Source organism: Maribacter sp. UH1, assembly GCF_056839145.1.
The window spans coordinates 4,303,609-4,316,207 of sequence record NZ_CM166387.1 but is presented as its reverse complement, the minus strand read 5'-3'; the positions used below and the strand labels follow the sequence as shown (position 1 = coordinate 4,316,207).

The 12,599-nt window shown below is 33.4% G+C and carries 12 protein-coding genes; 11 read left to right on the top strand and 1 reads right to left on the bottom strand.

What is annotated here, in order from left to right; all coding sequences use genetic code 11:
* The first annotated feature begins 48 nt into the window (after positions 1-48).
* From UH1x_RS18685 to UH1x_RS18670, 4 genes are all read left to right on the top strand, one after another.
* Positions 49-873: a carboxypeptidase-like regulatory domain-containing protein gene (locus UH1x_RS18685; protein WP_482623484.1), complete on the top strand. Its 825-nt coding sequence runs from the start codon at positions 49-51 to the stop codon at positions 871-873.
* Between the two features lie 253 nt (positions 874-1,126).
* Positions 1,127-1,753: a Crp/Fnr family transcriptional regulator gene (locus tag UH1x_RS18680; RefSeq protein WP_482623482.1), complete on the top strand. Its 627-nt coding sequence runs from the start codon at positions 1,127-1,129 to the stop codon at positions 1,751-1,753.
* Positions 1,754-1,818: 65 nt separating this feature from the next.
* Positions 1,819-2,043 carry a YgaP family membrane protein gene (locus UH1x_RS18675; RefSeq protein ID WP_299799551.1) on the top strand — a complete coding sequence of 75 codons (225 nt, stop codon included), beginning with the start codon at positions 1,819-1,821 and terminating at the stop codon, positions 2,041-2,043.
* 290 nt (positions 2,044-2,333) lie between these two features.
* The gene (locus tag UH1x_RS18670) at positions 2,334-3,314 is read left to right on the top strand and encodes a PLP-dependent cysteine synthase family protein (RefSeq protein ID WP_482623480.1); all 981 of its coding nucleotides are present in this window, start codon (positions 2,334-2,336) and stop codon (positions 3,312-3,314) included.
* 16 nt (positions 3,315-3,330) lie between these two features.
* Here the strand turns inward: UH1x_RS18670 and UH1x_RS18665 are convergent, their stop codons facing one another.
* Positions 3,331-5,175: a PLP-dependent aminotransferase family protein gene (locus UH1x_RS18665; RefSeq protein WP_482623478.1), complete on the bottom strand. Its 1,845-nt coding sequence runs from the start codon at positions 5,173-5,175 to the stop codon at positions 3,331-3,333.
* 132 nt (positions 5,176-5,307) lie between these two features.
* On the opposite strand from UH1x_RS18665, the gene UH1x_RS18660 reads away from it, so the two are divergent.
* From UH1x_RS18660 to UH1x_RS18630, 7 genes are all read left to right on the top strand, one after another.
* Positions 5,308-5,595 carry a hypothetical protein gene (locus UH1x_RS18660; protein WP_482623476.1) on the top strand — a complete coding sequence of 96 codons (288 nt, stop codon included), beginning with the start codon at positions 5,308-5,310 and terminating at the stop codon, positions 5,593-5,595.
* Between the two features lie 69 nt (positions 5,596-5,664).
* Entirely contained in the window at positions 5,665-6,495 is an 831-nt protein-coding gene (locus UH1x_RS18655) for a hypothetical protein (protein WP_482623475.1), read from the top strand.
* Between the two features lie 71 nt (positions 6,496-6,566).
* Positions 6,567-7,223, top strand: coding sequence for a suppressor of fused domain protein (locus tag UH1x_RS18650; protein WP_482623474.1), 657 nt, complete (start codon positions 6,567-6,569; stop codon positions 7,221-7,223).
* A 103-nt stretch (positions 7,224-7,326) separates the two neighbouring features.
* Positions 7,327-8,187, top strand: coding sequence for a hypothetical protein (locus tag UH1x_RS18645; RefSeq protein ID WP_482623472.1), 861 nt, complete (start codon positions 7,327-7,329; stop codon positions 8,185-8,187).
* Between the two features lie 188 nt (positions 8,188-8,375).
* Entirely contained in the window at positions 8,376-9,740 is a 1,365-nt protein-coding gene (locus UH1x_RS18640; RefSeq protein WP_482623470.1) for a Kelch repeat-containing protein, read from the top strand.
* Positions 9,741-9,788: 48 nt separating this feature from the next.
* A complete protein-coding gene (locus tag UH1x_RS18635; RefSeq protein ID WP_482623468.1) occupies positions 9,789-10,976 on the top strand; it encodes a TlpA family protein disulfide reductase in 1,188 nt (395 codons plus the stop codon).
* A 300-nt stretch (positions 10,977-11,276) separates the two neighbouring features.
* Positions 11,277-12,581, top strand: coding sequence for an aminotransferase class I/II-fold pyridoxal phosphate-dependent enzyme (locus tag UH1x_RS18630; protein WP_482623466.1), 1,305 nt, complete (start codon positions 11,277-11,279; stop codon positions 12,579-12,581).
* Positions 12,582-12,599 lie beyond the last annotated feature (18 nt).

Below are 12,599 nucleotides of genomic sequence, written 5' to 3'. Positions count from 1 at the left end.
GGAGTATAAAATTACTTATAACTTCCATTGAATTTTACAAGAATCATAATGAAAAAATCTATTTTTACGATTACAATATTACTTTTTACATATTCAATTTTTTCACAAAAGGTAGTCTCAGGTACTGTTGTGGACAGTGAAACCAACGAAACAATACCGTATGTAAATATTGGTATACTAAAGCAGACTTTGGGTACCGTTTCAAATGAATCAGGTAAGTTTGAATTTGAGGTAAAAGACGATTTCATGAAAGATACTATTAGGGTATCATCAATAGGTTATAAAACAATTTCGTTGGTAGCATCTGACTTTATCGAGAAAATGAAGGTCAATGCTGTACTTCCTCTAACTGCCGATGTAACTGAATTAAACGAAGTAACCATTACCGCCAGAGAGTTAAAAGAAAAGGTATTAGGCAATAAAGCAAGATCAAAATCTCTTAAACTTGGCTTTAGTGTAAATGAATTAGGTAATGAGCTTGGCATAAAGATCAATATTAAGCACAACCCAACATTTCTTAAAAGCTTCAATACTCATATAGTAACAAACACCAATACTTCTTTAAAGTATCGTTTAAATATTTATAGCATTAAGAACGGACTACCAGATAAAAAAATAGTAAATGAAAATATCATTTTCCCTATTGATGTAGAGAAGGGTGATTTCTCTTTGAACCTAGAAAAATATAGAATTTATGTTGAAGATGATATTTACTGCACTATAGAATTAATTGAAACGCCAAATGAAGATGATGATATTGGTTTTTCAGGTTCACTATTCGGTCACGCTATGATTGTTAGAACTACTAGCCAGGCAGAATGGGAAAAAGTAGGTACCATTGGCGTTGGTTTTAACTGTACGGTTAAGTACTAAAGTTTCTATAACTAGTATTTATTTGTCAATATAAAAACTTAGGTCATGTAATGGACCAATTAATCATTTTAGGCTGTAGTTAATTAACTGTTTCGTTAATAACCTGATTATAAGTCATATTGTTAGTAGTTGATTTCAATTTTTGAAAGAACAAAATTCGTTATTATCCGTTAAATGAACTTTTTGCATAGCATTCCGAACTATTAAAACTCTAATTAGCTTAAAGTAATGAGAAACCAAATAAAAATAAAACTTGGAGTTTGACAGGAAGATATTATCATTTTTAAAGCCTCAATTACTTGAAAGTATATTGGAGAAATCTTCTATTCAGGAATTTGAAAAAGGAACTGAATTATTAAAAGAAAGGCAATACGTTAAAGTACTTCCTATTGTAATCGACGGACTATTAAAAGTTTATTCAAGCTTTGATGAAAAAGAGTTGCTTTTATATTATATAGAACCATCGCAAAGTTGTGTTATGACATTTTATTCTGCATTAAAGAATACACCGAGTAAAGTGTTCGCTACTGTTGAAGAAAAATCAACCATCTTATTACTTCCGATAAAGTTTCTTCCAAAATGGATACAGGATTATCCCGACTTCAATGAACTTTTTTTTAATCAATACAACCTAAGATATCTGGATTTATTAGAAACTATAGGCCATTTGTTAAATGATAAAATGGACAAAAGATTATTCGAACATCTTGAAAAGAAATCACTTCTGACAAATGGAAATCCTATTAAAATGAGCCATAGTCAATTAGCAGCTGAATTAGGAACCGCACGAGAGGTAATATCTAGAGTATTAAAAAAGCTTGAAATGGACGGAAAAATTAAACAAGAACCCCAGGGAATTAAAATTATTTCTTCCCTGTGACTGTGGTCACAGGTATTCACCATTATTTTTTTCAATTTTGCCCGTATAATTAAAATATTCAAAATATGAAGAAAAATGTGGGTTCAGCAGACAGTATTATTAGAATAGTAATCGCTGCTATAGTTGGGGTTCTTTTTTACACAGGAACAATTTCAGGAATTTTAGGGATTGTATTATTAGTTTTAGCTGGTGTATTATTACTAACAGGATTTGTTAGTTTTTGCCCACTTTATTCAATTTTTGGAGTAAGAAGTTGCCCTATTGATACCAATGATAAAAGCAAGAACTAGTAACATATATTGCCTGTAATTGTAAAATGATTTTTCTACCGGAGGGCCGGTATCGAGAAACTTTGGTTCACCTTAAGGTTCTCGATACCCTCCTACTTGGCTCGTTAGCCAATTTCTCGTGCCTCGAAATTCACTCGATTTGACAATTCAATATTAGAATATTCGCGTGTTCCAAATAAACAAATAGCCGCTCTCCGCTCGCTATTTCGAAAATCAATTATTGATGTATCTGCAACAATTTTGCTTTGGTCGATCTAGTTTTATAACTTTGGTCGACTTTAAAAGTAGCTATGGAATACGCAGAAAATATACTTGGTACAATTGGTAACACTCCCCTTGTAAAAATTAATTCACTTACAGAAGAGTTACCTTGTTTGGTATTGGCTAAGTACGAGACTTTTAACCCTGGCAACTCGGTTAAAGACCGTATGGCGTTAAAGATGATCGAAGATGCAGAAGCTGATGGTAGGTTACAACCAGGCGGAACGATCATTGAAGGAACCTCTGGAAATACGGGAATGGGACTCGCATTGGCCGCCATTGTAAAAGGTTACAAATGTATTTTTGTATTGGCGGATAAACAGTCTAAAGAAAAGTGTGATATTTTAAGGGCGGTAGGTGCAGAAGTTGTGGTTTGCCCCACAGCCGTAGAACCAGAAGACCCAAGATCGTACTATTCAGTTTCTAAACGATTGGCAAAGGAAATTCCGAATAGTTGGTATGTAAATCAGTATGACAACCCTAGTAATGCCCAAGCACATTACGAGAGCACCGGACCAGAAATCTGGAAGCAGACCGATGGCAAGATCACTCATTTTGTAGTTGGTGTGGGAACCGGCGGAACCATATCTGGAGTAGGAAAGTATTTAAAAGAACAGAACCCTAATGTAAAAGTTTGGGGTGTAGATACCTATGGTAGTGTATTCAAGAAATACCACGAAACGGGCATTTTTGATGAAAAGGAAATCTACCCATATGTAACTGAAGGTATTGGTGAAGACATTCTGCCAAAAAATGTGGATTTTGACATTATTGACGGGTTCACCAAAGTAACCGATAAAGACGGCGCGGTATATACCCAACGTTTGGCAAAAGAAGAAGGCATGTTTTTAGGAAATTCAGCCGGATCTGCCATTAAAGGCGTGTTGCAGTTAAAAGAACACTTTACCAAAGATGATGTCGTTGTGGTATTGTTCCATGATCACGGTAGTCGTTATATTGGTAAAATGTTCAATGATGATTGGATGCGTGAAAAAGGCTATATAGAATAACTTTTTTCATCAGCGGTTACATACTATCCACAAACTGCTTGAATACTTTTTTATGCTGCTCCAAATCTAAATCTGGAGAAAGGGATACACGGGCAATATAGTCCTTGTCATCTTCTTTCGTAGTGCCTTGCGTAGAAGTAGCCGGTATGGTCCAATAACAACCATGTAACTGTCCGTAGCTTACACAATACTTACTTTCATTTGGTATCTCGGTGATCATTAAGTTGATTAACCTATGATTCTTTTCCCGTTTGTAAGCTTCACGTTCTTCTGCGGTGTTTCCTTTTGTAGGTAGGTCTAATGAAAAGACCGATGGTGTAAATCCTTCCGCTGCCAATTCATCCGATACAAAATTGATTTTAGCGTCTGGCAATGTTTCTGAAATAAACTTTACAAATTCGTGAGTATTCTCATAAGCTTTATGGATTCTCTCGTTCATAGACGGCATTTGCTTTGCCAAAATTTCATACTGCAAATCGGTTGCTTCATTATCGCAAAGGCTTAAATGCAGTTCTATTTTTTGAATTAAAGCCTCCGCCTTTTTATTCGCTATACAATAACCTGCCGTACATTTTCCGCCACTTGGAAATTTTGATCCGCTTGCAAAAGAAATGGTTCTAACGGATGAAAGAATATCGGCATCTTCCAGAAAATGGACATTAGGGCAAAACGTCTGATCCAAAATAAATACGGGATCTATAGCCTCTCCTCCACTTGCAGTTTTTCGCTTAGCACTCAAGGCTTCCCTTAGTTTATCCAGCTCAGGAACTTCAACCCTTGGGTTAGTCGGTATTTCTGCAATAATAAAAGGTACGGCATCTTCTTTGGCTAATTTATTCAGAACCGTATCTATACTCTTAACCATATCATTGTCCCCATCCACAGGTAAATCAACAATTTCAATAGCATCGCTACAGGCTGCTACTCGCCTAGCCTGGTCATTGGTACCACCATAACAGTTTGGAGGTACAACGATTTTGATGGCCTTCCCCTTGTGATCTTCCAATGCATGATGTACCAAGCCCATCATAATGGCGTATTGTATGGATAATCCGCTAGAAGCTACCAGTGGCAATGTATTGGCACCGCTCACCTCTCGTATGACATTTAATACGGCAGCCTTGTTTTCTGCTGAATTTTCCTTTTTAGTATTGCTTGTAGTTTGATGAATCAAAGACTGTAAAGCTACCAAACAGTTTGCGGGAGTCATAGCAACGGTCTCTCTTCTTCTTACGTGTTGAATGTCTGAAATATAGGTTGTATTCTGCTCACCATTCACCAAAAGCACGCTACCCAAATCACCATGAAGATTAATATAAAAATCTATATTCGGGTTGAAGTTTACAGCGGTAATCTCATCTTGTTCAGATACAAAAATGACACTACCATCAAAAGCCTCTATAGAAGAAGCTGAATCAACTTGCTTTATATCAAACGTATAACCATAAACAGCCCGCAATACGTCCACATCAAGAACACTGGGTAATTCACCAGTGTAGGCAATCAACGTATTGCTCTGCTTAAATAAATTTGTTCTTAAAATGGATAAAATAGGCATGGTCTCTGACTGAAAACTTATTACCTGTTCAGATTCAAGATGATTGATATTGCCAATAGCCCATTCTAAAATACAAGATAACGGATGCCCAAGTCTAATGTAATCATAAGCCGTAGGTAAATTTTCTAATGCAGCTGGGCTTGAATTATGCTCCTTCGCTAAAACTTCAAACTGGTCTAAAAACTGAACTTTTGCTAATTCTTCATTATAAATATCCAATCGATGGGTTGTTAAGTTTAACCAATCAGAAGGCATATTCTCCAATACATTTTTTAAATAATCTAGCATTTTATTTAGCTCCATTTTTATCCTCATTTTCACTATTCAAAATTACGTAATTAAAAAAACTTTATTGAAAATTATACAATTTCTATGTCAATGACGTTTATATAATCTCCCCCAACAATTTTGTGTTTTAACAAATAGAATAGAAGTATGAAGCTTTTTATTTTAAGTTCTATAAACCTATTACAATCTATAGAATCTTTCTTTTCTAACCCAGATGTTATACAAACAATTATTGCTGTTGTTATAATTCTATTTGGGCTTGCACACTTGTTTAGATTAGATAAGTATAAAGGCTTAGGCTGGCTTGTTAGCCCTGCTAGTAGTAGGCAAAGAGCTTGGTTTAACACCATTGGCGAAAAATGGTACAGCAGATTAATGGGAAGTATTTTTACAATCTCCGGTTTTTTACTATTGTATTTAATGTGGGGATTTTAATATCTAATAGATTTACATACAATACTTTATAATCAATAATTATTCAACCAAAACTAAAAATTAAACAAAATGGGATTAAAAGACATGTTCATCAATCTAATGCGAAAAGTTGATACGGGTTTCGACACAGAAGATTATACGTATGAACAATTAAAAGAAATGGAAGGGCAAGGCTTTGATGTAAAAGAATTGCTTGAAAAATTCGAAAAAGGAGAAAATAAAAATCAACTTTTAGACCGTATTAGGTATGAAAACGTGGATATGGAAACAAGTAAAATTCCAAATCCTACCGACGTTAATTTACTGAAGCCATACATGTATTCAAAAATTGATATCAATTCAGAATTATTCAAGAAGAGCTTGTCTGCACCTTTAATGGGTAAAGACAAATGGTTAGAAAAAGTAAAACAGGGCGAAGTTATTTTGTCTACCGTTATACAATGTGCGCCACAATTGTGGGAAGTTAATGAAGATGTAGGCTATGGCATGCTAGTTTGTGCATTGGTTGAAGAAGGAGAATACAAGAATACTCCTTTGTTCTTAAAAGCGGTAAGTGCGCTCCTAAATAACTTTAGAGACTTGGAAGAAGATGAATTACCAGAAGGTTTATCTGAACAAATGATTAAATTGTATTATGATTTAGATAATCCGGATTCTACTTTCGATATTAAAATAGATCAAAGTTTATTGGACGCTTATGCGTTTGAATTCGATAATAAAAAGGTTAGTTCAAGTGATATTAGAGTTGCAACTATTGGTTTTTCAGATATAGAAAATGATAAACTACCTAGAAAAGCTATAGGCTCTGACGGACTACTACCATTCATTGCTTTTAATGATAGAAACGAATTTCATGTCAATAATTATAAAGTAGTACATGGTTCTCTTTACAGCATTTAAAATTATATAAAATAGTATTATCAATAGTCTCATAAAATCATTTGTGAGACTATTTTTTTAAATTACAACGAATGGATAAAGAAACATACAAAAAGAATTTTACTGAAGAAGATGCCGTTGGCTGGTTATCCATAGATAATTCACTAGAAAAAATCTATGGTAAAACTGAGCCTAAACATTATGGCCCTTTATGTGGTATTCATTATTCAGTTGGCGGTTCGGACCCCATAGATGGTGCCAGTATATATGAGGCAACAAACCAAGAACCCCATAAACACATGATAAGTTATGGCATGTCTGAGCTCTATTATAACGAAGATAAAACAGATGAAGAATTTAGTAAATGGGGATTTGAATTTACTTTTAGACTAAAGCCATTTAATGAAGATAAAGATGAGCCTATTTGGGCAATTCAGGTCATGAATAACCTAGCTCGTTATGTTTTTAAAAGTGGAAAATGGTTTGAAGAAAATCATTTCATACCTGCAAACGGACCTATTCGTTTAAATACCGACACAAAAATTACCGGTTTTGTATTTGCCCTGGATCCAGAACTAGGTACTATAGAAACACCACACGGAGAAGTTGCTTTTTTACAATTAGTAGGTATTACAGAAAATGAAGTAGAACGGTTAAAAGCAAACCCTACAACTACAGAAGTTGAAAAACTGATTAATGAATTAAAGAAAGATAATCCGTTGCTGATAACAGATTTGGGGAGAGAGTAACCAATGTCATATGTACTATAAACAATACGAATACGAACCTTTATAACCTATTATTTGCATAATTAAAAGAATACAGTTTTCTAGAAAATAATATATATAGACAATGATTTTTGATTTTAAAGATTTCGCTAAATACAAGTATGATATTCTAAATAATAAACTTCCAAATAGTTCAGAATCAGGTATTGCATTTACGCCGACTAGAATTATTAATTCAGATTTTCTATCTGAGAGCTTGAGTTTTATAGAATTCAACAATTACGATTTCAATGAATCTACAATTGATTTTTTAAAAACAAACAGTACCTATTTAAATCAAATAAGTTATTTAAGTTTTTGGAACTCAAAAATCATTAATCTTTCATTATTACAATACTTAAAAAAGGTTGAATTTCTAAGTGTTTCGCATATCTCATATTCTAATTTTAGCTTCAACGGTCTGGAATTTTCTGAAAACTTGAAAACACTTTGTCTATTAAAAACAGGTAAAATCAAAGACTTTAAATCTATTGCTTCAAATAATACAATTGAGAATTTTTCAATCATTCAACCTACAAACATTAAACAAACTTCTGGATTAGGTAATTTAAAGGGATTAAAATATTTGAATATTGAAGGCTCAGCAGATAAGATTTATCACCTAGAAACACTTAACGAAATTGAGACATTAGCTTCTTTAGAAAAAATAAAATTACATAGGGTTAAAATTCCTTTTGAAGAACTAATAGCCTCACTTAAATTACCCAGAAATATAGAGTTTGAAATAGATACAAATATTTATGAAACAGAAGAATACAAAGAGCTAAGTCAAGAACTTAAAAATGTGAAGTCATCAGTGTTTAATCCGTACATAGAAAGAAGAGATTTTTTTGAACCCATAGGAAAAGGTAAAAGAATCATTAAAAAAACGGACAAAAAGTTAGTTGAGAAATTAGAACGGTTACAAAAGGAATGGGATAATTGATTATGCACTATTTCTAAATTTGCGAAATTTTAGAATTTGCACAGCAACCTATAATCTCTTGCACTAATATCTTCCTACAAATAAAGTAGTAAAAAGTTGTATTAATTCATCTTAAAAACGAACTTAGTATTCATCTGCTAAAAAAGGTTTAAAGGTCTTTTAGCACTACCTTAAATTTAATTTTACAAATGCAAGCAAGAATAATATTAACACTACTCCTATTTTTTTCTGTTTTTACTGCAGTTTCACAAAGTATCAGTGGTAAAATATTAGATACTGAAACCAATGAACCAATAGAATTTGTTAATATTTATATAGAAAAAATAGAGAACGGAACAACTTCTAACAAAAAGGGCGAATTTAATCTAAAGCTTAATAAAAAAATTAAATCAAGAGAAATCATTCGTTTCTCTAAAATTGGTTTCACAACAAACAGCTATACCCATTCAGAGCTTGAACAATTAGATTTTGTTGTCCGTTTATCAAAAAAGACAGAGAAACTCAGTGAGGTTACGGTTACATCAAACAAAAAGTTAGATTCAAAAGTACCGTATAAAAAATTATCCTCTTTAGAAAAAGGAGTCCATCAATTTGGCACTGAAATAGTAGACAATAAAATTTATGTTATCGGTGGTGATGAATCCATAATAATCGACACAGCAAAAAAGGCCCTTAATGAGGTGAGCATGAATCCCAATGCCGGAATGGCAGACCTTATAAAGGAATATAAAAGCAATCTTTCGTGGGAAAGATATAGTAACAAACTACAGACCTATGATATCGAAAAAGATAGCTGGTCCATATCAAACCTAGAGTTTAGAAAACGAGCATATCATAAAACCGTTTATATAAATAACAAGCTTTACATTTTAGGAGGCAAAACTTTGTCACCAAACCAAAAATTTGAATATCTAGATGCTAAAATTGAAGTGTTAGACCTCAAAACCAAAGAGATTGTTGTTGATGATATGAATCCACATCAAGCTATAAATTTTGCAGCAGTATCGTATCAAGATAATATAGTGGTTATGGGTGGATCCAATAAACTGAAAAGAAACGGAGAAAAAATCTATAGCGATAAAAACCATATTTACAATATAACTTCTGGATATTGGTATGATTTACCCAAAATGACAAAACCTAAAGAAGCCAATGGGATAATGGCAAATGAAAAAATTTATCTTATTGGTGGTAGCAATGACGCTCCGTTAACAGAAATTGAATCTTATGATCTTTCCAGTGGAATATGGAATAAAGAAGGAGATTTACTTTATGGTATAGAAAATCCGGCGCTTTCATATAACAACAATGTTATTTACATTTTTAGTAATGGTAAAATTCAGACATTTAACATCATAACCAGGGTTTTAAATGAATATAGAATTGGCTTAAATTTGAAAAATGCTTCTATGTATTGTTATGAAGACAAGCTTTATATATTAGGCGGCTATACAGAAGATAGTTATACAAAAACACCTTCTAAAAACTTATATGTAGTGGATTTAATAGCGTTTAAGAATACTAAAATAATAAACGTAAATAAGCCGAATTAAAATAAGTACAAAACTTTTGACGAACCAGTTGACAGTAATTTGATAGAAATGAACACTACTACTTTTAAAATTATTATCGGTGTCGTCTTTTTAGTTTTAAACCTTACAGCATGTAATACTCCCGTAGTCATAAAAGGCACATTAAAAGGTGCTGAACAGGAAAACACCACTATTTATTTAATTAAACCGGATGACCTACAGCATGTGGCAGCTTCTTATTTAGGGAAAGTCGTAGACTCCGCTATTGTAGATACTGACGGAAGCTTTGCGTTTCATAACCTACCTGATACCAAAGAACCAACATTATATGAATTAAGCGTGCAACCCACAGGAAAAGCCGGCAACTATTTCAACAATGACCTTGATACCAGTGCCAATTATATGCCCATAGTTTGGCAAAATGGGTATGAACTACAAATAACTACAAAGCTTACCGAATTTCAAAAAAGCTTTACTATAGCTAATCCTTCAGAAATGAATAGTGCTTTGCTGAACTTAAGGGATATAAAGCAAGAAGCTTACCAAACCCAGCTTGCCAACAAGCAATGGAATGTGGAAGATGGTGATGAATTAATGGCAAAAGAACATGCCGTATTACAATACCAAACAGCGTTGATGGAATTTGCAGAAAGCACTCCGCAATTATTACCTGCGGTTGTTGCTTTACGTTGGGTAAGCCCGGAAAACGATTATGAACGAATTCCGGAATTTTTAGTGGACCAATGCACCAAATGGAAGAAAACACAACCCAATCACCCATGGGTCAAACAACTGTGTAAAGAAAGCGAACCGAAAAATTTACCGGTATTGATAGGTGATAAATTTCCTAATATTCAATTTCCTATGATGACAAAAGACACCTTGCTTTTAAAAGATGTATTGGGTAAAAAATTGACCATTGTGGACTTATGGGCATCTTGGTGTGCGCCTTGCAGAATAGAAAATAGAAAAGTCCTTGCGCCCCTTTATGATGAATACCAAGACCAAGGTTTACAAATAATTGCCTATGCCTTAGAAAGTGATGAAAGAAGCTGGAAAGCCGCAGCAAAACGCGATGGTGCCGATCGTTGGTTGCAATCATCTGACTTACAAGGAGACGATGCCCCTTTCTTAAAGAAAATACGTGTACGTACCATACCTGCTAACTTCATTTTAGATAGTAACGGAGTAGTCATTGCCAAAAATATACATGGGGAGGAATTAATGGATTTGGTGAGGAGTAGTTTTAAAGATTAGGTAGATATTACCCTTAAAAACCACTTTACAATTACCTTTCTCGTTAATAACTAGGGATAACTCCCTTTGTAAGTACTTGCTTTCAATTCTTGAAATAACGAACTTCAAAATAATCCACTAAGAAGAATTGAAATTCTTCTTAGTACAATGCTATGCATGATGCATGTCGACAGTGTTAACTTGAAAATTTGGTGCAAGAAATTAACTTTGACAAATGAAATATATAAACAAAGGAAGCTAAAAAGATTGTAGAGTATGCAAGAAGTTTAAATAAAATCTAACCAAAAAGAATTATAGTAAATGGACAATATTCAAGATGTAACATCAGAATTGCAAACTGATTTAGCACTAAGAGCTTTGGCTAATAAGTTGACGGAAAAAGGAATTACAGATGTAGGTATAATTTCAGAAGTCATGAATATTGCAAAAAAGGCACAGATAATTGATAAGGCATATCCTTTTGAGAGATATACTGAATTCGGTAGCAATACACATGGATCAGTCATTTCGGAATTTTCTGGAGAAAGTAAGCAATGCATCTTATGGTGTATAAATCATTACCTCGGATTAAATAGAAATCCCGATGTAATCACTAAAGTTTGTGCGGCTGTAATGAAATACGGCACAGGATCCGGAACATCAGCATTGTCTGGAGGTAATAATTCTTTACATATTGAAATTCAAGATCGAATAAAAACATTGACTGGTAAAGAAAGTGCATTAGTTTTTCCAACTGGCTATTCTACTAATTTAGGTGCAATTTCGGCTATTGTTGGTAAGAATGATCTTGCTCTTTTTGATAGAGAGTGTCATGCTTCAATTATTGACGGTATTAAACTATCTAAAAGAAAAATGCTATCCTTTAAACATAATGATGTTCAAGACTTGGAAAAAAAATTATCAGAATATTCAGATAGATTTGAAAACATTCATGTTTTTGCTGAATCAGCATACTCCATGAGTGGTGACCTTTGCCCCATAAAGGAAATAATATCATTAAAAGAAAAGTACAAATTTTATCTATACATTGACGAATCACACACCTTTGGACTTTATGGAGAAAAGGGAAGAGGATATTGCCATGAACAAGGTGTTAGCGACAAGGTTGATTTTATTATGTCAACTTTTTCAAAAGCAACCGCATCTATAGGAGGGTTTATTGCAACCAAAGAAAAATTTAAAACACTAATTGAATGGTCAAGCAATGCTGTAATGTTCCAAGCTTGTTTCACTCCTGCTGACGCTGCTGCAATTCTTGCAAGTCTAGATGAAATAGAAAATAACCCAGCTCTTATAGAAACACTTCATAAAAATAATAATTATATGCGTTCCAAATTGATAGAAGTTGGTTTCAATCTTGGCAAAAGCAAGTCACCTGTAATTCCGATTTTCATTCCTGATTACAAAAAACTCTTGAAATTTTCACAGGATTTGTATAACGAAGGTATTTTTTCTGTTGCAGTTGTTTATCCCGCAGTTAGTATAAATGACGGTAGAATTAGATTTATTGTAAACTCAAGTCATACATTTGAACAAATTGAAACAACTGTAAACATATTAGAGAGACTTGCAATAAAATATGAATTGATAAATAATGTATCATGACCGCACATAAAATTTTCT

Bases quoted from the DNA above. Each gene is read 5' to 3' on its own strand.
- UH1x_RS18685 (WP_482623484.1), top strand. From the start codon at position 49: ATGAAAAAATCTATTTTTACGATTACAATATTACTTTTTACATATTCA.
- UH1x_RS18675 (WP_299799551.1), top strand. From the start codon at position 1,819: ATGAAGAAAAATGTGGGTTCAGCAGACAGTATTATTAGAATAGTAATC.
- UH1x_RS18670 (WP_482623480.1), top strand. From the start codon at position 2,334: ATGGAATACGCAGAAAATATACTTGGTACAATTGGTAACACTCCCCTT.
- UH1x_RS18665 (WP_482623478.1), bottom strand. From the start codon at position 5,175: ATGGAGCTAAATAAAATGCTAGATTATTTAAAAAATGTATTGGAGAAT.
- UH1x_RS18660 (WP_482623476.1), top strand. From the start codon at position 5,308: ATGAAGCTTTTTATTTTAAGTTCTATAAACCTATTACAATCTATAGAA.
- UH1x_RS18655 (WP_482623475.1), top strand. From the start codon at position 5,665: ATGGGATTAAAAGACATGTTCATCAATCTAATGCGAAAAGTTGATACG.
- UH1x_RS18650 (WP_482623474.1), top strand. From the start codon at position 6,567: ATGGATAAAGAAACATACAAAAAGAATTTTACTGAAGAAGATGCCGTT.
- UH1x_RS18645 (WP_482623472.1), top strand. From the start codon at position 7,327: ATGATTTTTGATTTTAAAGATTTCGCTAAATACAAGTATGATATTCTA.
- UH1x_RS18640 (WP_482623470.1), top strand. From the start codon at position 8,376: ATGCAAGCAAGAATAATATTAACACTACTCCTATTTTTTTCTGTTTTT.
- UH1x_RS18635 (WP_482623468.1), top strand. From the start codon at position 9,789: ATGAACACTACTACTTTTAAAATTATTATCGGTGTCGTCTTTTTAGTT.
- UH1x_RS18630 (WP_482623466.1), top strand. From the start codon at position 11,277: ATGGACAATATTCAAGATGTAACATCAGAATTGCAAACTGATTTAGCA.